The organism is Rhodoferax sp. GW822-FHT02D07, assembly GCF_058802405.1.
Genome location: NZ_JBXAOD010000003.1, coordinates 38,094 through 62,747 on the forward strand (window position 1 = coordinate 38,094; position 24,654 = coordinate 62,747).

Genomic DNA, 24,654 nt, shown 5'->3' on the forward strand with positions numbered 1-24,654 from the left:
CTAGACTCTGGCGCTCAACGACATCTCCAGAGGACACAACACCATGGGCAAGCGCATTGCATTCATAGGCGGTGGCAATATGGCCAGCGCCATCATCGGCGGGCTGGTCCGCCAGGGCTTTGCGGCCAGCCAGATTGACGTGGTGGAACCCTGGGCCGAAGCGCGCGAGCGCCTGCAGGCCGACTTCGGCATTGCCGCGCAGGCCGAGGCCGGTGCCTTTCTGGCCACCGCAGACCTGATCGTCTGGGCCGTGAAGCCGCAAACCTTCAAGGACGCCGCCGCTGCGGTGGCCGCCCACAACACCGGCGCCCTGCACCTGAGCGTGGCCGCCGGCATTCCCAGCGACAGCATTGCCGCCTGGCTGGGCAGCGAACGCATCATCCGCACCATGCCCAACACGCCTGCGCTCATCGGCAAGGGCATCACCGCGCTGTACCCCCGCCCCGCCGTCACGCAGGCGGACAAGGACTGGGCCGACGAGGTGATCGCCACCACCGGCGCCACCGTGTGGCTGACGGCGGAAGCGCAGCTGGACGCGGTCACCGCCATCAGCGGCTCGGGCCCGGCCTACATGTTCTATTTCATGGAAGCCATGACCGAGGCCGGCGCCCAGATGGGCCTGGAGCGCGAGCAGGCCTACCGCCTGGCCGTGGCCACCTTCATTGGCGCGGGCGAACTGGCCCGTGCGTCCACCGACTCCCCCGAGACTCTGCGTGCCAAAGTCACCTCTAAGGGCGGAACCACCCATGCGGCCATCACCAGCATGGACGAGAGCGGCGTGAAAGCCCTGTTTGCCAAAGCCCTGTTCGCCGCACAGACCCGCGCGGGCGAGCTGGGCCGGGAATTCGGCGGGGCCTGACATGGCCATTGAGATCACCAAGGAGGCGCGCCAGCAGGCCATCGCCTCCATCGAGCGCTACTTCCGCGAGCACATGGACGAGCCCATCGGCAACGTGGCGGCCGGCGGGCTGCTGGGCTTCTTTCTGGAAGAGGTCGGCCCGCTGGTCTACAACCAAGCCGTGGCCGATGTGCAGGAACGCCTGCAGGCCCGCGTGGCCGAGATAGACTTGGAAGTGCACGAAGACGAGTTTCAGTACTGGTCCAAACACGGCAAGAAACGCTGAGCCCGCCGCAGGCCGGATGGCCTATCCACCGGCCCGCGAATAGTCCAAACAACTTGCAGGTGCAGGAGTACACTGGCCCGAACAACAGCACTGACAGGGCAGTGAGGCAGGTTTGGGACAGGTCGACAACACATTGTTCGCCATGGTCATGGTGCTCAGCGCCATGTGGGCCTTCTCATGGGGGGTGCTGGGCGGCGCCATGAAGATGGTGCCCAAGGCGACTTGGCGCTTCTGTCTGGCGAACCTGCTGTTTGGCGTTACGGTCGCCGTGCTGGTGCAACGCGGCACCGAGCCCAGCTACCTGCACTACCAGGGCGTCGAGTGGCTGGTATTCATGGGCCTGGCAGCCTTTCACAGCGGCATCGTCTATCTGGTGCGGCTCGACGAGTTGCCCACGCTGGCGCGGCGCCTCAGCCCCATCCTGATCGCCATGGTCATCACGCTGCAGGTAGCGCCCGACAGCAGCTCCTACAACGTGCGCGCAGTGGTGTTCTCGCTCACCGTGGCCGCCCTCACCTTCAACTGCTTTTGGGACTGCTACTGCGGCCTGCGCAACGACCAGTTTGCGCCCGGAGTGCGCTGGTCCATCAGCGGGCCGTTTCTGGTGGCTTCGCTGGCCATGCTGCTGCGCGCGGTGCTGGTGCTTACCGGCTATCTGCCAGCCCCCACCGGGCAGTTTGCGCAGATCCCGCACTTCACGCCCTTTCTCTGGATGCTGACGATCATCGTCATGGCCATGAACATCACCATGGCGGGCCTGACGGCGGGGCGCCTGGTCAAGCGCTTTCGCAACCTGGCCGAGCAGGACCACCTGACCGGCTGCCTGAACCGCGCGTCCGTCGAGGAGCGGCTGGGCTTTGAGCGCGAGCGCATGCAGCGCGGGGGCGAGCCGGTGGCCTGCGTGTTCTTTGACCTGGACCACTTCAAGGACATCAACGACCGGCATGGCCACGCCACGGGCGACGACGCCCTGCGCCACGTGGTGGGCGTGATCCAAGGCAATCTGCGCACCGTGGATGCGCTGGGCCGCTATGGCGGCGAGGAGTTTCTGGCCCTCATGCCCGGCACCCGCATCACCGGTGCCCGCGAGGCCGCCAACCGCATGCGCCTGGCCCTGGAGCAAACCCCCATGCGCACCGGCGGCGCCACTATTGCGCTCACCGCCAGCTTTGGCGTGGCCGTTCTGGGGCCCAAAGAGAGCCAGGCCAGCGTGTTGCGCCGCGCCGATGCGGCCATGTACCAGGCCAAGCGCAACGGGCGTAACCAGGTGGTGATCTCACTGGAGTAGTTCAGTGCCAAATGGGCACCCAGCCCCCATAAAACCTGCGCAAGCAGCTCCTGTTTTTATAGCGACTGCCAGTAGCCCGCCGCGCTGTAGCGCTCCTTGATGAAGTCGATCCACAGGCGCACGCGCAGCGGCAGGTGCTTGCGCTGGGGGAAGACGGCGTAGATGCCGTTGGGTGGGGCGGCGTAGTCTTCCAGCACAGCAACCAGGCGGCCGGCGGCGATTTCGGACTCCACCTCCCAAGTGCTGCGCCAGGCGATGCCGTAGCCGGCCAAGCACCAGTCGTGCAGAACCTGACCATCGCTGCAATCCAGCGGGCCGGCGGGCTTCAGATAAATCACTTCGTCATTGGGCTGCTTGAAGGCCCAGCCACGGGTCTGCGAGGCGTCGCTGGACAGCGTGAGGCAGTGAAAGCGGGAAAGGTCGGCCGGCGTCTGCGGCGTGCCGTGGCGCTTCAGATACGCCGGCGTGGCCACGCAGAGGCGGCGGTTGTCGGCCATGCGCACGCTCACCAGGGACGAGTCGGGCATGTCGCCCACGCGCACCGCGCAGTCATAACCCTCGCCCGCAATGTCCACCACACGGTCGGACAGGTTGAGCGAGATCGTCACATCCGGGTGCAGCTCGCGGAACTTGGGTACCAGCGGCGCCACGTGGCGGCGACCAAAGCCGGCCGGCGCGGTGATGCGCAAATGCCCCGCCGCCTTCACGCCGCCGGCGCTGACGCTGGCTTCGGCGTTGGTGACGTCGGCAATGATGCGCTGGCAGTCTTCCAGAAAGGCGCTGCCTTCGTGCGTGAGCGTGATGCGCCGCGTGGTGCGGATCAGCAGCTTCACGCCCAGGCGCTCCTCCAGCCCGTCCAGGCGGCGCCCCATGATGGCCGGGGCCACGCCTTCGGCATTCGCCGCAGCGGTCAGGCTGCCACGGGTGGCGACGGACACAAAGGACTCCAGTTGCTTGAGTTTGTCCATGGTTTCAGCCTCCAGCCCCCGTAGATATTGCGCAAGCAGCTAGTTTTTTCATAGCACCACGCCTTCCGCATGCAGCGCGGCCACGTCGTCCGCGGTGTAGCCCAGGCTTTGCAGCAGCGCATTGGTGTGCTCGCCCAGTTTGGGCGGGTCCAGGCGCAGGCCCAGGCGTTCGCCGCCCAGCGTCAGCGGCAGCAAGGGCACCCGGGTCTGGCGGCCATCGGGCAGCTCCATGGGCGCCAGGCCACCGGTTTGCTGCAGGTGCGGGTCGTCAAACAGGTGCTGCGGGTCGGTGATGGGCGCAAAGGGCAGGCCTACAGCCTCGAAACGCTCGCTCAGTTCCGCGCGGCTGAATTGCGCCAGGCGCTGGCGCAGCTCAGGGATGAGCCAACTGCGCGACAGCACGCGGTCGTTGTTCTTGGCCACGCGCTCGTCGGCAAACAGGTCGGCGTAGCCAAAGGCTTCGCAAAAGGTCTTCCACTGCCCGTCGCCCACCACGGCCAGGAAGATCTGCTCGCCGTCCTTGACGCTGAAGACGTCGTAAATGCCCCAGGGCGAGATGCGCTCGGGCATGGGCGCGGCGGCCTTACCGGTGACGGCGAACTGCAGCATGTGCTGGGCCACGAGGAAGATGTTGTTCTCGAACAGCGCGCTCTGCACCTCCTGGCCCTTGCCGGTCTGCTGGCGTTGCATCAGCGCGGCCATGGCGCCCACGGCACCGAAGATGCCACCCATGATGTCGTTGACGCTGGAGCCCGCGCGCAGCGGGTCACCGGGGCGCCCGGTCATATAGGCCAGGCCGCCCATCATCTGCACCACCTCGTCCAGTGCGGTGCGGTGGTCGTAGGGTCCGGGCAGAAAGCCCTTGTGGCTCACGTAGATGAGGCGCGGGTCCAGCTTGCTCAAAGATGCGTAGTCCAGCCCCAGCTTTTGCATGGTCTCGGTCTTGAAGTTCTCGCTCACGATATCGGCCGTGGCGATGAGCTTGAGCACGATCTCGCGGCCCTTGGCGCTCTTCAGGTCCACCGCAATGCTTTTCTTGTTGCGGTTGAACAGCGGGTAGAAGCCCGCGCCGCTGCCCAGCAGCTTGCGCGTGCTGTCGCCGGCCAGGGGCTCGACCTTGATCACGTCCGCCCCCAGGTCACCCAGCGTCATGCCGCAGGTGGGGCCCATGACCATGTGGGTGAATTCAACGACGCGGATGCCGGCCAGCGGCAGGGCTTTGGGTGAGCTTGGATCGGGTGTCATGCGGGGCGGTAGTCAAAATGCCGCCGCGCGTGGGACACGCGGCACAGCCCGCAAACTTTACGCCAAATGCAGAGCGGCGCCTGTCGCGCCGCTCCTTCTTGTTAGATGTTCCCCTCGGGTACCGGCCCACACGCCGGCGACAGTGGGGTCAGCCCTGGACCTGGCGGCGCTTGCGGCGTGCCACCACGCCCATGAGACCCAGGCCGGCCAGCAGCATGGCGTAGGTTTCAGGTTCGGGCACGGGGGCGGTCAGCACGATCAGCAGGGACTTGCTGTTGGCCGCCGCACCGGCCAGTTGGTCCTGCTCGGCCAGCAGGTAGATGGTGCCGCGCTCGTCAATCGTCACGCCCTCGATGGCATTGCGCGGGGCGATGTGGCTCAGGTCCAGGCGGCTGACCACGGTGCCCGTGCGGGTGATCTCGATCAGCTCGCGCGAATCGCCGGCGGCCGTGCCGGTGCTCAGCACCAGCAGGTTGTTGTTGCCCAGGATGGACAGGGTCTGCACATCGGAGAGCTGCGACAGGCCGAACAGGCCGGTGGCGCCGCTGAAGGTGATGGTGGGCACGGCGTCGGGCGCGGCCACGGTGGAGAAGGGCAGGCTGTTGAAGATGCTCAGCGTGGCGGGGTTGTCCTGCTTGGCGGTCACGAAGCTGCCATTGCGGGCGTCGTAGCTCAGGCCTTCGATGCCGATGTTGCCAATCGTCGGGCCCACCGAGACGTAGGGCACGGTGCCCAGGTCCACGCTGCCACCAGCCACGTAGCTGAACTTGTAGATGTTTTGCAGGCGCTCTTCGGCCACCGCCAGCACGCCATTGCCCAGGTAGGCCAGGCCTTCGGAGTCGTTGCCGTCCTTGGTGCTCTTGGTGCCCCAGCCGGTGAAGGCCATGGAGCCCAGTGCCGTGCCGGTCTTGGAGATTTCGACCACGCCTTTGCCTTCGTCGCCCACAAAGAACAGGGTGCCGCGGTCCTGCGCGTAGGTGATGGCCGAGCCTTCCAGGCCGGAGACTGCGCCCACGCTGAGGTCCAGGCCGTAGGTGTTCTGGACGCTGTAGTTGGACAGGCTGAAGGACTGCGCGGATGCAGCCACGGAGGCAAGCGCCAGGACGATGGCGGAAACGGCGGACTTGGTGTGCATGGAGACCCCTGTGTAAAAACAGGCCATGCTAGGAATGCCGCATGACAGCGCCGTGTCGCGGCGCCCCCATGCAATGGGTCGAATGGACTAGTAGCCGGCCTAGACCGTGTAGTCCAGCACCAGCACGTCGTCCAGCGCGGGCTTGAGGATGTTCACAAAGGCCATGTGCTCCGGGTGCGGCAGGTAGACGGCGCGGGCGGCCTCGTCGGCAAAGGTGAGGTTGAAGCAGTGCGTGAAGCCCTTGGCCAGTCCCTCGGGGCTGTTGTTGGTGCCCCATTCCAGGCTTTGCACGGCGCTGATCTTGCTTGCGAGTGCGGCAAAGGCGGTCTCCAGCGCCTGCACCTGGGCGGGGGCCGTGTCGGCCTTGAACTTCAGCAGGACCAGATGGCGGATGGACATGCACTACCTCCTAATTTGTCACAAATCGATTGATGTTCTTCCATATAGTAATCCGCAGAGGATGGAATAAAGTCACCCCCAAGCTGAAGACCCGCGCTTTGGCAATGCCATTATTTTGTTGACCGCCCCTTCCCCAGAAAGGCCCTTATGACAACCACGACGCCCCGCACCACCGCGCACCGCCTGCAGGTGGCCACCAGCCTGCACCAGTTCATTGAATCCAAGGTCCTGCCCGGCACCGGCATCACGCCCGAGGCCTTCTGGAAAGGCTTTGACGCCATCGTGGCCGACCTGGCCCCCAAGAACATCGCCCTCCTGGCTGAGCGCGACCGCCTGCAGACCGAGCTGGACACCTGGCACGCCGCCAACCCCGGCCCCATTGCCGACATGCCAGCCTACAAGGCCTTTCTGGAAAAGATTGGCTACCTGGTGCCCAGCCCCAAGAAGGTGAAGATCAGCACCAAGAACGTGGACGCCGAGCTGGCCACGCAAGCCGGCCCGCAGCTGGTGGTGCCTGTGCTCAACGCGCGCTACGCGCTGAACGCCGCCAACGCGCGCTGGGGCAGCCTGTACGACGCGCTGTATGGCACCGACGTGATCTCGGAAGAAAAAGGCCAAGAGAAGGTTGGCCCCAAGGGATACAACCCCAAGCGCGGCAAGAAGGTCATTGAATACGCACGCCACGTGCTGGACCGTACGGCCCCGCTGAAGAAGGGCTCGCACGTGGGCTCCACCGGCTACGCCGTCAAGGGCGGTGACCTGGTCGTCACGCTGAAGGACGGCTCTACCTCCAAGCTGGCCGACAAGGCCCAGTTCATCGGCTTCCAGGGTGCCGCCAAGGCCCCTTCCAGCGTGCTGCTGCAGCACAACGGACTGCACTTGGACATCATCATCAACCGCGCTACCCCCATCGGCAAGACCGATGCAGCTGGTGTGAGCGACCTGGTGCTGGAAGCGGCGCTGTCCACCATCCTGGACCTGGAAGACTCCGTGGCGGTAGTGGATGCCGAAGACAAGGTGCTGGCCTATGGCAACTGGCTGGGCATTCTGCAAGGCACGCTGGTGGAGCAGTTTGAGAAGGGCGGCAAGACGCTGACCCGCGGCCTGAACGGCGACCGCACGTACACCGCGCCTGACGGCAAGAAAGAAGTCAAGCTGCACGGCCGCAGCCTCATGTTTGTGCGCAATGTGGGCCACCTGATGACCAACCCGGCCATCACCTACACCGCAGCCGACGGCACGACCAAAGAAATCCCCGAGGGCATCATGGACGCCGTAGTCACCACCACCATCGCCCTGCACGACCTGAAGAAGACCAAGAAAGACGCCATCCGCAACTCGCGCAAGGGCTCGGTCTACATTGTCAAACCCAAGATGCACGGCCCCGCCGAGGTGGCGTTTGCCGCCGAGCTGTTCACCCGCGTGGAGCAGATGCTGGGCCTGCCGGACAGCACCGTGAAGCTGGGCATCATGGACGAAGAGCGCCGCACCAGCGTGAACCTGAAGGCTTGCATTGCCGCTGCCCAAAGCCGCGTGGCATTCATCAACACCGGCTTCCTGGACCGCACCGGCGACGAGATGCACACCGCCATGCAAGCCGGCCCCATGATCCGCAAGGCGGACATGAAGAGCAGCGCCTGGATTGCGGCCTATGAGAAGAACAACGTGCTGGTGGGCTTGTCCAGCGGCCTGCGCGGCAAGGCACAGATCGGCAAGGGCATGTGGGCCATGCCCGACCTCATGAAAGCCATGATGGAGCAGAAGATTGCCCACCCCAAGGCCGGCGCCAACACCGCCTGGGTGCCCAGCCCCACCGGCGCCACCCTGCACGCCTTGCACTACCACCAACTCTTGGTCAGCGACGTGCAGAAGGAACTGGAAAAGACCAACTACGAGAAGGCCCGCGACGGCATCTTGGACAACCTGCTGCAGATCCCCGTGACCGCCACGCCCAACTGGAGCGATGCCGACAAGCAAGCCGAGCTGGACAACAACGCCCAGGGCATTCTGGGCTACGTGGTGCGCTGGGTGGATCAGGGCGTGGGCTGCTCCAAAGTGCCCGATATCAACGACATCGGCCTCATGGAAGACCGCGCCACCCTGCGCATCAGCAGCCAGCACATGGCCAACTGGCTGCACCACGGCGTGGTCACCAAGGCCCAGGTAGAAGAGACCTTCCAACGCATGGCCGCCAAGGTGGACAAGCAGAACGCCGGCGACAAGCTCTACACCCCCATGGTGGGCAACTTCAAAGGCGCAGCCTACCAGGCGGCCACTGAGCTGGTATTCAAGGGCCTGGTGCAGCCCAGCGGCTACACCGAGCCGCTGCTGCACGCCTGGCGCTTGAAGGTCAAGGCCGCGGCCTGAGGTCGCTGGTGCTTACTGGCGTTCCTGCAGCTCGATGTCCTTGGGGTAGCGAATGGTGTGCTCGGCGCTGAACTGCACCGTGCCGCCGCCCACCAAGGTCTGCTGCCAGACCACGGTGCCGGGGTTGCCGTTCCAAGCCAGTTCGCTGGCCTGGGGCTGGTAGCGCGACTCGATCTCGATCTTCTCGTTGCGCGACACCGGTGCGGCGTACAGCACCTGCAGCGCCACAGGGGTCTTGTGGCGGTTCTCCACCGTATAGGCGTGGCGCGAGCGGCGCTCGGTGCGGGAGCCGACAAAGCCGCTGCTGCCGCTGAGGTCCTGCGCCGGTAGCGCGCGCACCGTGACCAGCTCGTCGCGCCCAAAGGTCAGGCTGCTGGCGCCCGCGGTGTTGGCCGCCGCCGCAAAGTCGATACGCCCCGTGCCCACCAAGGTGCCGTCGCGGTACAGCGTGGCCGGCCCCACGGGCCAGACACCGGGCGGCGGCGCCAGTTCGGCCACCAGATAGGCCGCGTCTTCCACCGCCGGGGCGATGCGCGTGAGCAGCTTGACCGGCACGCTGTAGGTGCCCAGCGCCAGCGTCACGCGCTGGCCGCTGGAGGGCACGCTGATGCGCTGCGGCACCGAGAACTCGGTGACAAAGTTCCGGTCCACAAAGCTCACGTCAAAGTTCGGCAGCGACTCTGCCACGCGGGCCCGCGACTCTTGCGCCACCGGCGCGGCCATGGGCGCGGGGGCGGGGGCGGCCACCATGGCCACATAGCCGCTGCTGGACAGCTTGGGCTGCGGCGCAGCCACGTCCAACGTCCAGGGGCGCGGCAGCCGGCCCTGGGTGGCACGCCCGGGCTGGCCGGTGGAGAGGGTGAGCTGCACATTGCTCCAGTCCTCGCCGCTGTTTTGCGCCACCAGCGCCTGGCGCTCCAGCAGGACGGTGGACTTGTCCGCATCTAGCGTGGCGCGGTAGCTGGGCTGCCAACCGGTGCCGCGCACCTGGTAGGACAGGCGCAGCTCGGCCTCGCGCTCGGTCGCCAGGTTCACCGCAACCGACACCACCTGCGCGCGCTGGCTGGCGCTGCGCTCGCGCTCGGCCAGCAGCGGCTTGAGCGCCTGTTGCAGGGCCTCCTGCCGGCGCTCCAATTGGTGGCTGCGCACCTGGGCCTCCAGGGACGACTTGCGCAAGGTCTCGACCGTGCCCGTGATCTGCACCGGCGTGGGGGTGGGCAGCCGGCCACCCGCTGCGTCGTCCTTGCCGCCCACGGCCACGCTCTTGAGGTAGCTGTCGACCAGCTCCAGCGCGGTCTGCTCGGCCTTGAGCGCGGCGACCTGGTCCTCCAGCTCGCGGATGCGTCCATCGAGCGGGCTGGCGCAGGCCGCGACCAGATCGCGGTCCTGCGTGCGCACCTGGAACTCGCCCACGCGCACAGCGGCGTCGGCGTTGACTTGCAGGCTTTGCACATCCAAGGAGGCGGGCAGGCAATCGAGTGTGATGCTGCGCGCACCAGCCGGCACTTTGGCCACGCGCTCCACCGTGGCACTACCAGGGTAGACGGTGACACGCGCCACGCGCGAGGCAAGGGCCTGGTCTTGCGCATGGGCCGGGGCCAGCAAGGCAGCGCAGGCCATTGCCAGCAGCTGCAGGGGGAAGGAGGAAGGGTGCACCGTAGTCTCCTGTTACATGGAATGCGCCAAAGCATATCCACATGCACTCCAGGCCCCTTGGGGCGGCGTTTTCAGATGCTATTATTTGTAACGGTGGCATCCAAGAACAACAGGCTACCTCAGTCACAAGGGAGAATTTTCAGTGCACGCCAGCGACGAAGACAACCGCTACGCCCCGCCCCAGGCGCCCGTTTCGGACATCCAACCCTCCACCGAGGCCGGCATCCTGGCCTCACGCTCTCGGCGTTTTGGAGGCGGCATGATTGACGGTGCGCTCATCCTGGGTGTGCTTGGCTTGATTGCCTGGCTCACCCCATGGAACCCATTCGCGCCCAAAGACGAGGCGCTGACAACCATACATCTGCTACCAGCTTTAGCAGGTTTTGTCTGCTTTTTATTGCTGCATGGCTACCTGTTGGTCACACGCGGGCAGACGGTGGGCAAAGCCTTGCTGGGCATGCGCATTGTGCGCACTGATGGCAGCACCGCCTCGGTCGGGCGGCTGCTGGGCCTGCGCTATGGCGTTGGCAGCATCGCGGGCATCATTCCAGTCGTCGCACAGATCTATTCCTTGGTCGACTGCCTGCTGATCTTCCGCAAATCACACCAGTGTCTGCATGACCAGATTGCCGACACTGTCGTCATCCGCATCTAGACCCCGCGCATGATCGCATCGCAGGGCGCCGCCGCCCTGGATACGTTGTACGAGGTGGAGACACCCGAGGGCATACGGCTGTCGCTGCGTCCGGCCGGGCTGGTGCCGCGTTTCCTGGCCTACCTCATCGACTTCATCATCAAACTGGTGGTGTTTATCGCACTCTCGCTGCTGGTATCCAAAGCCGGTCGTATGGGCAGCGCATTCCTGCTGATCACTTATTTCTGCCTGGAGTGGATCTACCCCATGGTGTTTGAGCTTGGCAAGGGCGCCACACCCGGCAAGATGGCCATGGGCCTCAAGGTGGTGATGGACTCCGGCCTGCCAGTCACGCCGGCTGCCTCCATCGTACGCAATCTGCTGCGTGCTGCCGATTTCTTACCCTTTCTCTATGCCGTAGGCGCCTGGGCCGTGTTGTGGCGGGCAGACTTCAAGCGCCTGGGCGATATGGCCGCCGGCACACTGGTGGTCTATCGTAAAACCGCCGCCCTGCATCACGCGCTGCCTGCGGCTGAGCCGCTGACGCCGGGGCGCGCCTTGGATGCACGCGAACAGACCGCCATCATTACTTGGGCCGGCCGCGCCCAAAGCCTGACGCCCGAGCGCCTGGAGGAACTGGCTCAGCTGGCGCTGCCCGCCCTGCCCAAAGCACTTCCCGACACCCCCACTCACGGTGCCAGCGAGCGCCTGCTGGGTGTAGCCCATTGGTTCATGGGGCGCCGCCCGCAGAACACGCCATGACTCCGCTCAAATTCGAAGCTGATTACGCCGGTGTCTGGCAGGTGCTGGAAGAGGCCCTAGACCACGCCGATGGCGTGAAGCGCCCGGACAAAATCGCGCCGCAGCCGCTGGACGACCCGCAACTCGCCGTGCACTACCGGCGCTGTTGCGAACACCTGGCGCTGGCGCAGGCGCGCGGCTACCCGGTGCACCTGGTGCACCGCCTGGAGCAACTCACACAACGCGCACACCAGCATATCTACCAGCGGCGCGATTACGGCTTGCATCAGTTGGGTCAACTCGCGCTGATCCGCTTTCCGCAGGCGGTGCGGGCGCACCGTTGGTACCTGCTCGCCGCCGCACTGCTGTTCCTCGTGCCAATGTTTGCCGTGGGCTGGGCCAGCTACCGCGACCCCGGCTTCATCCTCCACCTCATGGAGGCCTCTCAGGTGCGCGAGTTCGAAGGCATGTACGGGCACGAGACAGACTCCATAGGCCGGCTACGCTCCGCAGGCACCGACTGGGAGATGTTTGGCTACTACATCATGAACAACATCGGCGTGGGTTTCCAATGCTTTGCCGCAGGCATCTTCGCGGGCGTGGGTAGCATCTTCTACCTGGTGTTCAACGGCCTGCATGCAGGCGCGGTGGGCGGCTTTCTCGTCGCCAGTGGCCACGCCACCAATTTCTTCTCCTTTGTCGTCACCCACACGGCCTTCGAACTCACCGCCATCGTGCTCGCAGGCGCGGCCGGCCTGCGCTTGGGCCACGCCATCATCGCCCCCCAACGACAGACGCGACTGCAGGCGCTCAAGGACGCGGCCCAGGCGGCCGTCATCGTGGTCTATGGCGTGGTCGGTATGCTTCTGGTGGCGGCCGGCGTCGAGGCCTTCTGGTCTTCCGCGGCCTGGATCGTGCCCGGCGTGAAGTACGTCGTAGGCGCTGCCTGCTGGGTGCTGGTGCTGGTCTACCTGGGCTGGCAGGGTCGCGCGGCAACGGCCCCGCCTTTACGAGGAGGCGTACATGCAGGTTAAGTCGTTGTCCGTGACCCTGCGCCCCCGCCTCATGGCCGAGGCGGGTGACCTGGGCGTGGCGCTGGTGCAGCGGCACTGGCGTTCGGTCTGGCGCTGTTACCTGCCGGTGTGGACCCTCACCACGGCGCTGGCCTTGGCGCTGACTTTCGTCAACCTGTGGGCCCCCATGCTGCTTCTGCTTTGGATGAAGCCCTGGATGGACCGCACGCTGCTATTCGTGTTGTCGCGCGCAGTCTTCAACCAACCCACCGACTGGGCCACGCTGTGGCAGCAACGCAAGGCTGTCTGGGGGCGGCAGCTTTGGAGCAGCCTGTTTTGGTTGCGCTTCTCACCCTGGCGCTCCTATGTACTGCCGCTGACCCAGCTCGAAGGGCAGAAGGGAAAGTCCTTGCGACAACGGCGCAGCCAGATCCTCAACGGCCACCGTGGTGCAGGTTTCGCCCTGCAATGGGTGTTCTCCAGCATGGAGCTGATTCTCACCATGGGTGCCGTGGCGCTGATGCTTTCCTTCGCCCCGCAAGGGACAGGCCGGGATTTCTGGCAGTGGTTGACTGAGACCGAAGGCCACCTCTCCACGGAGTTGCTGCTCAACGCGCTGTATGCCAGCACAGTGCTTCTAGTCGAGCCTTTTTTCGTAGCCGCCGGGTTTGCGATGTACCTCAACCGGCGCGTCGAGCTTGAGGCGTGGGACGTGGAGCAGGAGTTCCGCCGTGCATTCAGCCGCTAAATCGCTAGTGGGCTTCTTGCTCTGGGCCGCGCTGCAAGCCGACACGCTGGCACAGGACAACACCCCCACGCCGGAACAGGTGCAGACAGCAGTCGCCCAAGTCCGCGAAGATCCTCTCTGGGCGCAGAACAAGAAGGAGCATGTGCTGCGCTTCAAATCCGAACCAAAGGAGAAGGCGCCCAAGACCCGCGAAGCGGCCAACATCCCCGAATGGATAGAGACCATAACCGAGATGGCCCGCTACTTCATCTGGGTCCTGGGTACGGGCGGCGCGGCCTGGGCTCTAGTGGCTCTGCGGCGCTGGGTCCGAGTGCGCGATCAAGCACTGGCGCCCGTGCCCGACCTGCTACCCAGCCATGTCAGCGCCCTCGATATCCGTCCGCACAGCCTACCCGCACAGATCGCCGAGGCGGTGTTGCGGCTCTGGCAAGAAGGCCAACACCGCCAGGCTCTCTCGCTGCTGTACCGCGCCACGCTCTCGCGACTGGTGCACCAATATGCGGTGCCGATCAAGGCAGCCAGCACCGAAGGGGAATGCGTGGCACTGGCCGACACGCGACTGGATACCGAACGCAGCGCCCTGGTACAGCAACTCGTCACGGCCTGGCAACGCGCCACTTATGGTAGCCAACTGCCCAGCAGCGACACCCTGGAGCAACTCTGCCAAGGCTTTACCCTCTTGCTCGACCATCCGAACCAGGAGACCCGCGCATGACGCTGGACCGGGCCCTGCGCTGGGGCATGGCAGTGCTCTCCGCGTTGCTGCTGGTCTGGCTGAGCCAGGCGCTGGAGTGGGCCGAAATCGAAACCCGTCAACCAGCCCAGGGGGAAGCGGCGACCAATCCCTGGTACGCCAGCCAGCACCTGGTGCGGCGCCTGGGTGCCACGGTGGTCCAGAGCGACTCCCTGCGCACCCTGCCGCCCCCCGGCGCCAGGCTGATACTCACCTCGCCGCACTGGGATCTGTTCCCCGGAAACCTCGAACGCCTGCGCCATTGGGTGGAGCAGGGTGGCCATCTCATCATTCCCGCCTATTTCCTGCAGCAGAAGAAATTCAGTACCTGGATTCCCGTGCAGCGAGTCGACAAGAAGTCCACCAAGCCAAGCACAGCACCACCTGCAGCCAAAGATACGGAAGATGACGACGAGGACGACGACTACCGCCCCCTTACCACCAGTTGCCACCCCACCAAAGAACAGCAGATAGACGCGCCGGCCAACACTGTCCCGCGCAGCTTCCTGGTCTGCACCGTAACCTACCGCACACTGCAGACCCCGCAACCCGTGCTCTGGGGCCTGAGCAACGAACAGGGCTACGAGGCCCTGCGCGTGGCCTTGGGCCAAGGCAGCGTGACCGCGCTGGAAGCCGACAAGCTGGGCATGCACGAGGAATTGTTTAGCGCAGACAACGCGCAGGCCTGGGTCCGCGCGCTGAACCTGGGTGCGCATAGCGTGGTCTGGTTTGTCATCAACGAGAAGCGCCCGCCGCTCTTCCAATGGCTATGGACCCAGGGCTGGGTAGCCTTGATGCTATTTGCCGCCCTGATAGGGCTGGCGCTGTGGCGCAATGGCGTGCGCCTGGGCCCAGTCGGGCCGGCGCCCGCCCTGGCGCGCCGCTCCATGGCCGAGCAGGTGCGCGGCACAGCGCAATTTCTACGCCGCCGCAGCTCCCAGACCCTGCACCAAGCCCTGCTGCGCGCGCTCGACGAAGCCGCCATGCGCCAGGTGCGCCACTACCGCAGCCTGAACCTGCAGGAGCGCGCCCAAAACGTAGCCCGCATCACGCAGCTCGATACGCCCGCCCTCACCTACGCCATGCGCACCGATGCCAAACGCAGTGCGCTGGCCACGTTGCAGACCCTGCGCCTGCTGGAAACCGCGCGCCGCCGTCTGCGCAACAAGCACCTTCCTGAAGTCCATTCCCACCAATCCTGAGCCCTATGTCCTACATCCAAGCCGAAACCCTGACCCACGCCACCGAACAACTCGCCGTGCTGCGCGCCGAGATCAGCAAAGCCCTGGTCGGCCAGGACGCGGCGGTGGACCAGACACTGGTGGCGCTGATCGCCTCGGGCCACGTGCTCATCGAGGGTGTGCCCGGCCTGGGCAAGACCCTGCTGGCACGGACACTGGCCAAAGCCATGCACCTGAACTACGCGCGCGTGCAGTTCACGCCCGACCTCATGCCCTCCGACATTACCGGCCACAGCGTGCTCGACGCCCAGGGCTCGGGTGCGGTCACGGGTACGCTGCGCGTGAACCAGGGCCCGGTCTTCACCAACCTTCTGCTGGCCGATGAGATCAACCGCGCCCCCGCCAAGACGCAGAGCGCGCTGCTGGAAGTAATGCAGGAATACCAGGTCACACTCGAAGGCCAGACGCTCAAGCTGCCCAGCCCCTTCATGGTGCTGGCCACGCAGAACCCGCTGGACACCGAAGGCACCTACCCCCTGCCGGAGGCCCAGCTCGACCGCTTTCTGTTCAAGATCCATGTCGCCTTCCCCAGCGAGGAGGAAGAGGCGACCATTGTGCAACGCGCCACACTGGGCCAGACCGGCGACCAGTTCCAGCTCGACGGCATCTCGGCCACCCTGGACGCCACGGCCGTGCTGGCGCTGCAGCGGCTCGCGGCCCAAGTCCATTGCGACGCGGGCGTGGTCGAGTACGCCGTGCACATTGCGCGCGCCACGCGCCAGTGGCCCGGTCTATCCAGCGGTGCCGGCCCACGCGGAGCCATTGCCCTGGTACGTGCAGCGCGTGCGCACGCCCTGTTGTCGGCGCGCGACTTCATCACGCCTGACGACGTCAAACGCTATGTGCTGCCCGTACTGCGCCACCGCGTGCAGCTCGCACCCGATGCCCAGCTCGAAGGGCGCGAGGTTGACGAACTGCTCGACGGCGCGCTCGACAGCGTCGAGGCACCGCGCCTCTGAGGACTGCGCGTGCTGCACTTCCTGCCCGGCCGCCGCCTGCTGGCTGCCACCGCAACCCTGGCCTGCGCCAGCGCGCTGGCGCTGCTCGTCGGGCTCGCCCTGCCCTTGGTCGCCGGCGTAGTGGGCGTCGCCGTGACCCTTCTGACGGCGCTGGCCCTGGCCGATCTGCTGTGGAGCCTGCGCGCCTACCGGCGGGCGCCCTTGCGCGTGGAACGCAATCTGCCGCAAGCCTTTGCGCTGGGCGTGGAAAAGGTGATTGCGCTGACGCTGCTCAACGAGGGTACGCAGCCATGGACGGTGCGCGTGTTCGACGCTGTCGACGGGAAGTTCGCCTTGCAGGGCCTGCCGCAGAACGGCAAGGTGCCAGCGGAGGGGCGGCTGGCGCTGCGCTACCGCGTCACCCCGATGCATCGCGGCCCGGCCACTTGGAGCCAGACCTATGTACGCTGGCGCACACGGCTGGGCATGTTTGAAGTCCAGCAGGCGCTGGGCCAGCCACAAACGCTGCGCATTTACCCCAACTTTGCCGCCCTCATGGGTTATGCCTGGCTCGCCGGCGACCGGCGTCTGGCGCAGATCGGCATCAAGAGCTACGCGCAGCGCGGCCAAGGCACCGACTTCCGCCAGCTCGCCGACTACCAACGCGGCGACCCGATTCGCCATATCGACTGGAAGGCCACACTGCGCCGCGGCAAGCCCGTGGTGCGGCAGTTCCAGGACGAGCGTGATCAGTGCGTAATGTTCCTGCTAGACTGCGGCCGGCGCATGCGCGCCGACGAAGGACACGACCAACCGGGCAGCGGACATTTCGACCAGGTGCTCAACGCCCTCATGCTGCTTAGCTATGTGGCGCTGAAAGAGGGCGACGAAGTTGGCGCCCTCACCTTCGGCAACCCGGCCGGCCAGGAGCGCCGCTTTGCGCCGCGCAAGGGCACAGCCTCCCTCAACGCGCTGATGAACACGCTCTACGACCTAGAGCCCTCGGCCACCCACTCCGACTACCTGGCCGTGGCCGAGCGCTTTGCGCGCACCCAGCACAAACGGGCCCTGGTCATCGTGCTGACCAACTTCCGCGACGAAGACGCCTACGAACTCTCGCCCGCCATCAAACTGCTGCGCCAGCGCCACCTGGTGATGGTGGCCAGCCTGCGCGAGCGCGTGCTGCGCCAGATTGCGGAACAGCCCCTCACCGACGTCACAGCCGTCGCGCAAAGCGCCACCGCCCATCTGTTCGAACAGTCGCGCCGCGATGCCTTCCAACGCAGCCTGGGCAACGACCCGCTCTCGCTTGATGTGGAACCCGAACAACTCGCCACCGGCCTGGTCAACCGCTACCACGCCATCAAACGCGCCGGATTGTTGTAACACTTGCTTCACCACGAAAGGACCGCCATGCAAGCCACCAACCCCTATGCTCCACCCGAAGCCCTTGTCGGCGATGTGCGCACACGAGGCAAGCAGTTTCAGGACGTCCGCCCGTTCAGTGCGAAGGGCCGCATCGGCCGCATGCGCTATCTCGCTTACACCTTCGGAGCCTATCTGTTGATCATCGTGGTTGCCGCTGTGGCGAGCCAGTTGCTGGGTAAGTTCGGTGACTTCTTGGGGTTCCTGGTCGCCCTCGCCTACGGCATCTTCATGATTCTGCTGACCATACAGCGCAGCCACGATATGAACTGGTCGGGCTGGACCTGCCTGCTCGCCCTGATTCCCTTTGTGGGCCTGGTATGGATCTTCAAATCCGGCACCGAGGGCGAGAACGACTACGGCCCCCCTACACCGCCCAACACCCTGGGTGTCAAGATCCTGGGCCTGGGATTTCCTGTGCTGGTCATTGTTGCCATCATTGGCATCGTCGCCGCCGTCGCACTGCCGGCCTACCAGAGCTACACCCAGCGGGCCAAAGCTGCACAGCAGATGCAGACTCCGCCTGCGCAAGCGCCGGCAGCCCAATAGCCTTTGATTCAACCCTAACCTAGGCGCCGGACCGCCCGAATATCGTCCGGCCCGGTACGGCAGCAGCCACCGATCATGCGTGCGCCCTTGGCTTGCCAGCACTGGGCCTGTTCGGCGTAGGCTGCGGCCTGATCACACGCACCGGCCCAGACTTTGCCTTCGGCGTCGTAGTGCTCACCCGAGTTGGGGTAGGCCAGCACGGGCTTGGTGGTTCGGGCTTTGGCCTGCTCCACCAGACTGGCCACGAATTCCGGCGCGGTGCAGTTCACGCCGATGGCGACGATCTGCGGGTAGGCCTCGAGCGCGGCCACGCAGTCGGCCAGCCGTTCACCCTGGGCGTTGTGTTCGCCATCCTTGCAGGAGAAGCTGATCCAGGCCACCGCGTTGCCCTGCTCCGCCAGCACATCGGCAATGGCCAGGGCTTCGTCCAGGCAGGGAATGGTTTCGCAGGCCAGCAGGTCTGCGCCCGAAGTGGCCAGCACCTGCAGGCGCTCACGGTGAAAGGCCGCCAGCGCGGCGCGGTCCAGCCCATAGTGGCCACGGTACTCCGAGCCATCGGCCAGCATGGCGCCGTAGGGCCCGACGGACGCCGCCACCAGTGGGCGGATGCGGCCAACACGGTGGGCCCGGTCCGCCCAGAATGCATCGCGTGCCTCGCACGCCAGCGTGACAGAGAGGCGCATCAGGTCGGCTGCCTGCGTGCGGCTCATGCCACGGCCGGTGAAGGCTTCAAACGTGGCCTGGTAGCTGGCGGTGGTGGCGACATCGGCGCCGGCCAGAAAGTAGTCAGCATGCACGGCGCGAATGAGTTCGGGCTGGTCAATCAGCAGCTTGGCGGACCACAGGGGGTCGTTGAGCTGAGCGCCACGGCGCTCCAGTTCGGTGGCGAGTGCGCCGTCCAGCACCATCAAGCGGTCATGCGCCAGAAACTGTTCCAGGGGATTCAACATACATCCATCAGTCAAAAAAATGGGTTCCCAGATTAGCCAAACCCCGCGCGCAGCGGCGGCAAACTCGGGCACGGACACGCTGGCGAGAAGCGCACAAACCGGCTTTGCAGCAGGCCTGCGGCAGCGCGGGCTCAGGGGGCTTTCCGCAGCCGCTCCAGCAGGTGCACACCGGCGGTGATGCACAGTGTCAACACCCCATAGACCACGCCGGCCAGTAGCAGGGCATCCGTCGTGTACGACTCAACAGACAGGCGACGGGCCACGCCGGTGAGGTCAAAAACGGTAATGGTGCTGACCAGGGCCGTGGCCTTGAGCAGCGATACCGCTTCGTTGCCCAACGCCGGGGTGGCAATGCGCAGCGCCTGCGGCAGCACAATGCGGCGCACCACCGTGGCACCCGGCATGCCGAAGGCGCGCGCTGCCTCTTGCTGCCCAGCAGGTACGGCCAGGATGGCGGCACGCATGTCTTCGGCCATATAGGCCGCGATATTGAAGGTCAGGGCCAGGAGGCCGCAGTAAAACGCATCCTCCAGCACGCCCCACGCGGCCGAAGCGCGCACCCACTCGAACTGGCTCAAACCGTAGTACAACAGGAACATTTGCACCAGCAGGGGGGTGCCACGAAAGGCCGCGCTGTAAATGCGCGTCGCCCTTTGCAGGGCCGGGCCGCCATGGCTGGCGCTCAGCGCCAGCACCAAGGCCAGCACCAAACCGGCCAGACCGGACGCCACCCAGAGCTGCAGCGTAACCACCAGGCCCTCCCACAACTCGGTCTGGTTGTCGCGCAGCAGGGCGAAAAGATCGCTGAGAAAGGCGTCCATGGTCAGCGAAGGTAGGGGCGTTGCGCCCTGCGTTCCAGCGTCGAGAACACGGGCTCGGTCAGCGCCAGCAGCACAAAGTACATGCAGGCCGCAGCCATCAGGAACATAAACGGCTGGTGGCTTGCCTGCGCAGCCATGTTGGACTTCTTCAGCAGGTCTTCCAGCCCCACCACCGAGACCAGCGAGGTGTCCTTGAGTAGCGATTGCCACAGGTTGCCCAAACTGGGCAGGGCAATGCGCCAGGCCTGCGGCAGGCGCACCAGAAAAAAGGTTTGCACCGGCGTCATCCCCAAGGAACGCGCGGCGTCCAGCTGCCCGCGCTCCAGGGCCACAAAGCTGCCGCGAAACACCTCGGAGGCATAGGCCCCCAACACCAGCGCCAGCGACACCACACCGGCAAAGAAGGGGCTGATGTCAAAGGCCCCGTCCCAATGCGTGTTGATGAAGCTGGACAGGCCGAAGTAGCACACCAGAACGACCAGAAACTCCGGCACGCCCCGCAGCACCCCGGTCGCCAGCCGCACCGGGCGGCGCAGCCAAGCATGGCGGCTGAGCTGGCAGGCCGCCAGCAGCAGGCCCAGCCCCAGCCCGCACACCAGGGCGGCGCAAGCCAGTTGCACGGTCATCAGCGCACCTTGCAGCAGCTGGCCCGTGTAGGCCTGCAAAACATCCATTTCGACTCCGGAAAAGCACCGCCACCTGCGCCAGCGGGCGGGTGCGGCCATTCATTGGCTGGGCTTACTTGCTGGCAGGCGCAATGCTAAACGGGAACACCTTCTTGTTCTCTGCGGCAAAGCTGCCGTCGGCCAGCACCTTCTTGATGGCGGTGTTGAGGCGCGCCCTCAGGGGGTCGCCCTTGCGCACGGCGATGCCGGTGCCTTCGCCAAACATTTCCACATCGTTCAGCGGCTTGCCCGCAAAGTCAAAACCCTTGGCCTTGCCGGTCTTCTGCAGCCATTCATAGGCCACCGTGGTGTCGCCGAGCGCTGTGTTCACGCGCCCGGCTTCCAGGTCCAGCCAAATGGCGTCCTGGTTGGGGTAGGACTTGGTGGCGATGCCGGACTTGGCCTTGGGCAGGCGCTTCTTGAGGTAAGTCTCGTGGTTGGAGCCGCTGTACACGCCCACCGTCTTGCCGCGCAGGGTAGCCGGGTCTTCGCTGATGCCCGAGCCCACCTTGGCCACGTACTGCACGGGGGCCAGGGTGAACAGGTCGGTGAAGTCCACCACTTTCTTGCGCTCGTCGGTGATGGACATCTGGGCCAGGACGGCATCGATCTTCTTGGCCTTGAGCGCGGGGATGAGCGCGTCAAAGTCCATGGTGACGTACTCGCACTTGGCCTGCATGTGCTTGCACATGGCATTGGCGAGTTCGATCTCCATGCCCTTGAGCTGGCCGGACGCATCCTTGTACTCAAAGGGCGGGTAGTCCGAAAGCGTGCCGATACGCACGACATCCTGCGCAAACGCCAGGCCTGCCGTCATCAGCAAACCACCCACCACCATTTTCAGAACCCGAGCTTTCATTCTTTGTGACTCCAGATAGAACCGGCCAAGCGGCCAAAAAACAGACCCAACCCTGTCCCCCGCGTGGGCACGCCGGCCCGCATGACGATGGCGATGAACGCCACCATAATGCCCATAGCCACCGCACCAAAGGCTGGCGCGTTACGCACGCAAAACTGCGTTTTTGAGGCGCAAAGGAATCTCAAGTTTCCCCAAAAGAAACGCCGCCAGGCGGCGTAATCCGGCTCTTTTCTGCAGAAAAACGGCGCACAAGTCCAGATGAGCGCCGATTCCGGTCTCGCCCCTCCCTTGCCTACAATGAATCGATGGAAACGCCCCTGGACCAGTTTGACCGGAAGATTCTGGAGTTCGTGCAACGCGACTGCCAGGTCAATGCCGAAGTGATTGCCGAAGCGGTCGGTTTGTCTGCCTCCGCCGTGCAACGCCGCCTGCGGCGCTTGCGCGCGGACAAGGTCATCACGGCGGAAATTGCGGTGGTCAACCCGCAAGCGCTGGGGCAGCGCATGCAATTTGTGGTCGGCATTGAGCTGAAAGACAACTACGAGGCCTTGCCACGCATTCGCACCTGGGTACACAAGGAGCCCGAAGTGCAGCAGCTCTTCTACGTCACCGGCGCGGTGGACCTGGTCATGGTCATCCTCAGCCGCAGCGTGAAGGACTACGACGCACTCTCCGCCCGGCTGATGGCGGAAGTGCCCCAAGTCATCCGCATGACCACCAATGTGGTGATCGATGCGATGAAGTTCGACATGTACGTCCCTGTGGACGAATGAGGTGGTGCGCAGGCCTACAGCGGCTTGACCGGTATGCACAGCTCGCAAGTGAACACGCCGGTGGCCGGGTCGTACTGCGTGTCGGGTGGCATGTGCTCAAACAGCGGGCGTCCGTCCATCTGCATGCCGCTGGCGGGCAGCCAGTCGCGCAGCAGTTCGGTCCAGGCCAGCGTGAGCTGGGGCACGGTGCCCTTAAAGGCGGCCACGGCGTAGCGGCCGCCGGGTAGTGTGGTGATGGAGGCCGGGCTCTTGGCCACAAAGCCGTCCGGCACCGCCACGCAGGCGTCGTAGCGACACTGGGCGGCGGGCGTGATGTGCGGGTCGTCCTGGCCGATGCCGTAGCAGGACGCACCGGGCAGCAGGCCCTGCGCGCTGGCCCAGGGCACAAAGGTCTGGCTCCAGAACTGGTTGATGGGCAGGCCGTAGGGGCCGATGTGGCGCATATAGGCTACGCGCACGGCGGGCAGACTGGTGATGGTGACTTGCATGAGGGCGGATTCCCTGGAGTTGGACAGGCCTGCATGGTCGCCAGAAGCGCCCGTCCCCGCCTGATCGTGCTTGCTCCGTGCCTGATCCAGATTGCGCTCCACCAGGCGGCGTGCGTGCTGCAGCTCCTGCGCCCAGCGCTGCGGCGTGTTGGTGCGCCAGGCCGTGGGCGTGCAGCCAAAGTGCAGTTTGAAGGCGCGGGCAAACGCCTCGCCCGACCCGAACCCGACGCCCAAGGCCACCTCCAGCACGCTGGCCCGTATATTGCCCGCCAGGTGCAAGGCGCCAACCTCCAGGCGCCGGCGGCGCACGTAGTCGCCCAGAGTCTCGCCCATCCAGGCGGCAAACATGCGGTGGAAGTGGAAGGCCGAGAAGTGCGCCACGTCAGCCAGCGCGGCCAGCTCCAGCGGCGTATCGAGGTGCCGGTCGATATGGTCCAACACCCGGTTCATGCGCTGCGTGTACTCCGCCGCAGGGCTGCGGGCCAGGACAGAAGAAGTCATGGCCCGCAGTGTAATGCTCCTGATTCAGGAGCTGCTCGCGCACATTCCACGAGGGCTGGAGGCATAAATTGCTTATGGATTGGCTGCCACGGCGGGCAGCAGGCCCAGCGCCGCATCGAAGAAGTCCACCACCGCATCCTGGTAGGTGTGGCCAAAACGCGGCGTCAGCGCGTCGATGTGGCCGCCGCCCTCCACCGTGATCAGGCGCTTCGGGGCTTGGGCCTGCTCCAGCAGGCGCGTGGCATGGGCGTAGGGAATCACCGGGTCTGCGGTGCCGTGGATCAGCAGCAGTGGCAGCGGCGAGAGCGCCTGCACGTAACGGGCCGCGCTGTAGCTGTCGTTCATGAGCAGGCCGGCGCCGCTCACCTTGTCGCTGGCGATGCTGCTGTAGGAGTAGAAGGTGGCCTCGATCGCCACCGCCTTCACGCCCGCCCGGTTGCCGCTGCCCACGGTGGCAATGGCGTTGGTGCCGCCCAGGCTCTGGCCCAGCACCAGCAGGCGCTCGGGGTTCACGTCGCTGCGAGTACGCACATAGTCCAGCGCGCTGTTGGCGTCCTCGAATACGCCCTTCACGTCGGGCTTGCCCTGGGACGCGCCATAGCCCCGGTAGTCGAACACGAACACGTTATAGCCCCGGCGCGGCAGCCAGGCCACGTACTGCCAATGGGCCGTCATGTTCTGCGCGTTGCCATGGAAATGCACCACCGTACCCTTGGCGTCGCGCGGGTTGGCGTAACCGCTGGCGGGGATGAACCAGCCCGTCAATTGCGTCCCGTCCCGGCTGGGGAAGCGTACCGCGTCAAAGCGCAGGCCTGCCTCGGCCGGGGTGCTGTAGAGCACCTGGTCCGGGTGGTAGAACAGTCCTTGTGCGCCGCAGCCGGCCAGCAGCAGCGCGCCCAGAAGCAGCAGCCAGCGCATCCGCCCGCCCATCAGTTGGCGGGTTTGGGCGGTGGCTTGTTGCCGCTGTCACCCTGGCCCTTCCCTTGGGGCGGACGCGCCGGGCGGCATGCCAGCGGTTTGCCTTCGGGGGCGCCGCAGGTGCCGCTCATGCTGCCCTGGGGCGTGGTCATGCTGCAGGCGGCCCCGCTGGCCAGCGATTTGCAGGCGGCCAGCGCCTCGGGTGGCGGACCACGGTGCTCACCACCTTGTCCATTGCCTTGACCCTCGGGCGGTTTGGGTGGTGGGTTCTGCTGGGCCAAGGCACTGCCCAGCAGGCACAGACCGCCCAAGGCGGCAACCAGAAACGATCGGTGGATTCCTTGCATCACGCGCTCCTTTGCATCTGGCCTGCAGGGTGCCGGCCCGCAGCCAGCGTAGCAGCGCCATGTATCTGCTTTGCAAAGACGCGCCCGCTTTTTGGCGGGGCAAAGCAGCGCTTTTCTGCGCTTCAGGC

The 24,654-nt window shown here is 65.5% G+C and carries 25 protein-coding genes and 2 pseudogenes; 14 read left to right on the forward strand and 13 right to left on the reverse strand.

The genetic code is table 11. The annotated features are described in order from the left end of the window. Positions 1-43 precede the first annotated feature (43 nt). The 3 genes from proC (at position 44) to AC1RNN_RS08375 (ending at position 2,412) form a co-directional block, all read left to right on the forward strand. Complete coding sequence (gene proC, locus AC1RNN_RS08365) at positions 44-859, forward strand: pyrroline-5-carboxylate reductase (RefSeq protein ID WP_493091030.1); 816 nt, start codon at positions 44-46, stop codon at positions 857-859. A gap of 1 nt (position 860) precedes the next feature. Then, complete coding sequence (locus AC1RNN_RS08370) at positions 861-1,124, forward strand: DUF2164 domain-containing protein (RefSeq protein ID WP_493091028.1); 264 nt, start codon at positions 861-863, stop codon at positions 1,122-1,124. A 142-nt stretch (positions 1,125-1,266) separates the two neighbouring features. Next, positions 1,267-2,412, forward strand: coding sequence for a GGDEF domain-containing protein (locus AC1RNN_RS08375; protein ID WP_493137374.1), 1,146 nt, complete (start codon positions 1,267-1,269; stop codon positions 2,410-2,412). A 56-nt stretch (positions 2,413-2,468) separates the two neighbouring features. Here AC1RNN_RS08375 and AC1RNN_RS08380 read toward each other — a convergent pair whose 3' ends face one another. The 5 genes and pseudogenes from AC1RNN_RS08380 to AC1RNN_RS08400 form a co-directional block, all read right to left on the reverse strand. After that, complete coding sequence (locus AC1RNN_RS08380; protein WP_493091026.1) at positions 2,469-3,380, reverse strand: LysR family transcriptional regulator; 912 nt, start codon at positions 3,378-3,380, stop codon at positions 2,469-2,471. Positions 3,381-3,428: 48 nt separating this feature from the next. Further along, positions 3,429-4,625: a CaiB/BaiF CoA transferase family protein gene (locus tag AC1RNN_RS08385; protein WP_493091025.1), complete on the reverse strand. Its 1,197-nt coding sequence runs from the start codon at positions 4,623-4,625 to the stop codon at positions 3,429-3,431. Between the two features lie 148 nt (positions 4,626-4,773). After that, positions 4,774-4,875: pseudogene (locus AC1RNN_RS08390) on the reverse strand (PEP-CTERM sorting domain-containing protein); the annotation flags it as partial. A gap of 66 nt (positions 4,876-4,941) precedes the next feature. Next, positions 4,942-5,787, reverse strand: a pseudogene (locus AC1RNN_RS08395) (SdiA-regulated domain-containing protein); the annotation flags it as partial. 72 nt (positions 5,788-5,859) lie between these two features. Then, positions 5,860-6,159 carry a Dabb family protein gene (locus AC1RNN_RS08400; protein ID WP_493091024.1) on the reverse strand — a complete coding sequence of 100 codons (300 nt, stop codon included), beginning with the start codon at positions 6,157-6,159 and terminating at the stop codon, positions 5,860-5,862. A gap of 147 nt (positions 6,160-6,306) precedes the next feature. Here AC1RNN_RS08400 and AC1RNN_RS08405 point away from each other — a divergent pair, with 147 nt between their 5' ends. After that, positions 6,307-8,526: a malate synthase G gene (locus tag AC1RNN_RS08405; protein ID WP_493091023.1), complete on the forward strand. Its 2,220-nt coding sequence runs from the start codon at positions 6,307-6,309 to the stop codon at positions 8,524-8,526. A 12-nt stretch (positions 8,527-8,538) separates the two neighbouring features. Here the strand turns inward: AC1RNN_RS08405 and AC1RNN_RS08410 are convergent, their stop codons facing one another. Then, positions 8,539-10,146, reverse strand: a complete 1,608-nt coding sequence (locus AC1RNN_RS08410; RefSeq protein ID WP_493091074.1) for a DUF4139 domain-containing protein — start codon at positions 10,144-10,146, stop codon at positions 8,539-8,541. A gap of 178 nt (positions 10,147-10,324) precedes the next feature. On the opposite strand from AC1RNN_RS08410, the gene AC1RNN_RS08415 reads away from it, so the two are divergent. From AC1RNN_RS08415 to AC1RNN_RS08455, 9 genes are read left to right on the forward strand one after another with little or no spacing between them, the layout of a single operon-like run. Then, a complete protein-coding gene (locus AC1RNN_RS08415; RefSeq protein ID WP_493091022.1) occupies positions 10,325-10,837 on the forward strand; it encodes an RDD family protein in 513 nt (170 codons plus the stop codon). Between the two features lie 9 nt (positions 10,838-10,846). Then, the gene (locus AC1RNN_RS08420) at positions 10,847-11,578 is read left to right on the forward strand and encodes an RDD family protein (protein ID WP_493091021.1); all 732 of its coding nucleotides are present in this window, start codon (positions 10,847-10,849) and stop codon (positions 11,576-11,578) included. After that, positions 11,575-12,591, forward strand: coding sequence for a stage II sporulation protein M (locus AC1RNN_RS08425; protein ID WP_493091020.1), 1,017 nt, complete (start codon positions 11,575-11,577; stop codon positions 12,589-12,591). Before AC1RNN_RS08420 ends, AC1RNN_RS08425 begins: the two co-directional genes overlap by 4 nt. Beyond that, the gene (locus AC1RNN_RS08430; RefSeq protein ID WP_493091019.1) at positions 12,581-13,318 is read left to right on the forward strand and encodes a hypothetical protein; all 738 of its coding nucleotides are present in this window, start codon (positions 12,581-12,583) and stop codon (positions 13,316-13,318) included. Before AC1RNN_RS08425 ends, AC1RNN_RS08430 begins: the two co-directional genes overlap by 11 nt. After that, entirely contained in the window at positions 13,302-14,033 is a 732-nt protein-coding gene (locus AC1RNN_RS08435; RefSeq protein ID WP_493091018.1) for a DUF4129 domain-containing protein, read from the forward strand. Before AC1RNN_RS08430 ends, AC1RNN_RS08435 begins: the two co-directional genes overlap by 17 nt. After that, a complete protein-coding gene (locus AC1RNN_RS08440; RefSeq protein WP_493091017.1) occupies positions 14,030-15,253 on the forward strand; it encodes a DUF4350 domain-containing protein in 1,224 nt (407 codons plus the stop codon). The genes AC1RNN_RS08435 and AC1RNN_RS08440 overlap by 4 nt, the downstream gene beginning before the upstream one ends. A 5-nt stretch (positions 15,254-15,258) precedes the next feature. After that, on the forward strand, positions 15,259-16,251 hold the full coding sequence (locus AC1RNN_RS08445; RefSeq protein WP_493091016.1) for an AAA family ATPase: 993 nt from the start codon (positions 15,259-15,261) through the stop codon (positions 16,249-16,251). 9 nt (positions 16,252-16,260) lie between these two features. Continuing rightward, positions 16,261-17,616, forward strand: a complete 1,356-nt coding sequence (locus AC1RNN_RS08450) for a DUF58 domain-containing protein (protein ID WP_493091015.1) — start codon at positions 16,261-16,263, stop codon at positions 17,614-17,616. Positions 17,617-17,643: 27 nt separating this feature from the next. After that, positions 17,644-18,204 carry a DUF805 domain-containing protein gene (locus tag AC1RNN_RS08455; RefSeq protein ID WP_493091014.1) on the forward strand — a complete coding sequence of 187 codons (561 nt, stop codon included), beginning with the start codon at positions 17,644-17,646 and terminating at the stop codon, positions 18,202-18,204. Between the two features lie 14 nt (positions 18,205-18,218). Here AC1RNN_RS08455 and mmuM read toward each other — a convergent pair whose 3' ends face one another. From mmuM to AC1RNN_RS08475, 4 genes are all read right to left on the reverse strand, one after another. Further along, positions 18,219-19,154 (reverse strand): homocysteine S-methyltransferase, encoded by a 936-nt coding sequence (gene mmuM / locus AC1RNN_RS08460; RefSeq protein ID WP_493091013.1) that lies wholly within the window; start codon positions 19,152-19,154, stop codon positions 18,219-18,221. 131 nt (positions 19,155-19,285) lie between these two features. Beyond that, a complete protein-coding gene (locus AC1RNN_RS08465; RefSeq protein ID WP_493091011.1) occupies positions 19,286-19,975 on the reverse strand; it encodes an ABC transporter permease in 690 nt (229 codons plus the stop codon). Positions 19,976-19,977: 2 nt separating this feature from the next. Further along, positions 19,978-20,649, reverse strand: coding sequence for an ABC transporter permease (locus AC1RNN_RS08470; RefSeq protein WP_493091010.1), 672 nt, complete (start codon positions 20,647-20,649; stop codon positions 19,978-19,980). Between the two features lie 64 nt (positions 20,650-20,713). After that, positions 20,714-21,499, reverse strand: a complete 786-nt coding sequence (locus AC1RNN_RS08475) for an ABC transporter substrate-binding protein (RefSeq protein ID WP_493091008.1) — start codon at positions 21,497-21,499, stop codon at positions 20,714-20,716. A gap of 305 nt (positions 21,500-21,804) precedes the next feature. On the opposite strand from AC1RNN_RS08475, the gene AC1RNN_RS08480 reads away from it, so the two are divergent. Next, positions 21,805-22,272 (forward strand): Lrp/AsnC family transcriptional regulator, encoded by a 468-nt coding sequence (locus AC1RNN_RS08480; RefSeq protein ID WP_493091007.1) that lies wholly within the window; start codon positions 21,805-21,807, stop codon positions 22,270-22,272. A 14-nt stretch (positions 22,273-22,286) separates the two neighbouring features. Here the strand turns inward: AC1RNN_RS08480 and AC1RNN_RS08485 are convergent, their stop codons facing one another. The 3 genes from AC1RNN_RS08485 to AC1RNN_RS08495 form a co-directional block, all read right to left on the reverse strand. Beyond that, on the reverse strand, positions 22,287-23,261 hold the full coding sequence (locus AC1RNN_RS08485; RefSeq protein ID WP_493091006.1) for an AraC family transcriptional regulator: 975 nt from the start codon (positions 23,259-23,261) through the stop codon (positions 22,287-22,289). Positions 23,262-23,333: 72 nt separating this feature from the next. Further along, positions 23,334-24,179, reverse strand: a complete 846-nt coding sequence (locus AC1RNN_RS08490) for an alpha/beta hydrolase (protein ID WP_493091005.1) — start codon at positions 24,177-24,179, stop codon at positions 23,334-23,336. A gap of 11 nt (positions 24,180-24,190) precedes the next feature. Next, entirely contained in the window at positions 24,191-24,526 is a 336-nt protein-coding gene (locus AC1RNN_RS08495; protein WP_493091004.1) for a hypothetical protein, read from the reverse strand. Positions 24,527-24,654: the final 128 nt, after the last annotated feature.

Coding starts and splice junctions, on each gene's coding strand:
- proC (WP_493091030.1), top strand. CDS start 44: ATGGGCAAGCGCATTGCATTCATAGGCGGTGGCAATATGGCCAGCGCC.
- AC1RNN_RS08370 (WP_493091028.1), top strand. CDS start 861: ATGGCCATTGAGATCACCAAGGAGGCGCGCCAGCAGGCCATCGCCTCC.
- AC1RNN_RS08375 (WP_493137374.1), top strand. CDS start 1,267: ATGGTCATGGTGCTCAGCGCCATGTGGGCCTTCTCATGGGGGGTGCTG.
- AC1RNN_RS08380 (WP_493091026.1), bottom strand. CDS start 3,380: ATGGACAAACTCAAGCAACTGGAGTCCTTTGTGTCCGTCGCCACCCGT.
- AC1RNN_RS08385 (WP_493091025.1), bottom strand. CDS start 4,625: ATGACACCCGATCCAAGCTCACCCAAAGCCCTGCCGCTGGCCGGCATC.
- AC1RNN_RS08400 (WP_493091024.1), bottom strand. CDS start 6,159: ATGTCCATCCGCCATCTGGTCCTGCTGAAGTTCAAGGCCGACACGGCC.
- AC1RNN_RS08405 (WP_493091023.1), top strand. CDS start 6,307: ATGACAACCACGACGCCCCGCACCACCGCGCACCGCCTGCAGGTGGCC.
- AC1RNN_RS08410 (WP_493091074.1), bottom strand. CDS start 10,146: ATGGCCTGCGCTGCCTTGCTGGCCCCGGCCCATGCGCAAGACCAGGCC.
- AC1RNN_RS08420 (WP_493091021.1), top strand. CDS start 10,847: ATGATCGCATCGCAGGGCGCCGCCGCCCTGGATACGTTGTACGAGGTG.
- AC1RNN_RS08425 (WP_493091020.1), top strand. CDS start 11,575: ATGACTCCGCTCAAATTCGAAGCTGATTACGCCGGTGTCTGGCAGGTG.
- AC1RNN_RS08430 (WP_493091019.1), top strand. CDS start 12,581: ATGCAGGTTAAGTCGTTGTCCGTGACCCTGCGCCCCCGCCTCATGGCC.
- AC1RNN_RS08440 (WP_493091017.1), top strand. CDS start 14,030: ATGACGCTGGACCGGGCCCTGCGCTGGGGCATGGCAGTGCTCTCCGCG.
- AC1RNN_RS08445 (WP_493091016.1), top strand. CDS start 15,259: ATGTCCTACATCCAAGCCGAAACCCTGACCCACGCCACCGAACAACTC.
- AC1RNN_RS08455 (WP_493091014.1), top strand. CDS start 17,644: ATGCAAGCCACCAACCCCTATGCTCCACCCGAAGCCCTTGTCGGCGAT.
- mmuM (WP_493091013.1), bottom strand. CDS start 19,154: ATGTTGAATCCCCTGGAACAGTTTCTGGCGCATGACCGCTTGATGGTG.
- AC1RNN_RS08465 (WP_493091011.1), bottom strand. CDS start 19,975: ATGGACGCCTTTCTCAGCGATCTTTTCGCCCTGCTGCGCGACAACCAG.
- AC1RNN_RS08470 (WP_493091010.1), bottom strand. CDS start 20,649: ATGGATGTTTTGCAGGCCTACACGGGCCAGCTGCTGCAAGGTGCGCTG.
- AC1RNN_RS08475 (WP_493091008.1), bottom strand. CDS start 21,499: ATGAAAGCTCGGGTTCTGAAAATGGTGGTGGGTGGTTTGCTGATGACG.
- AC1RNN_RS08480 (WP_493091007.1), top strand. CDS start 21,805: ATGGAAACGCCCCTGGACCAGTTTGACCGGAAGATTCTGGAGTTCGTG.
- AC1RNN_RS08485 (WP_493091006.1), bottom strand. CDS start 23,261: ATGACTTCTTCTGTCCTGGCCCGCAGCCCTGCGGCGGAGTACACGCAG.
- AC1RNN_RS08490 (WP_493091005.1), bottom strand. CDS start 24,179: ATGCGCTGGCTGCTGCTTCTGGGCGCGCTGCTGCTGGCCGGCTGCGGC.
- AC1RNN_RS08495 (WP_493091004.1), bottom strand. CDS start 24,526: ATGCAAGGAATCCACCGATCGTTTCTGGTTGCCGCCTTGGGCGGTCTG.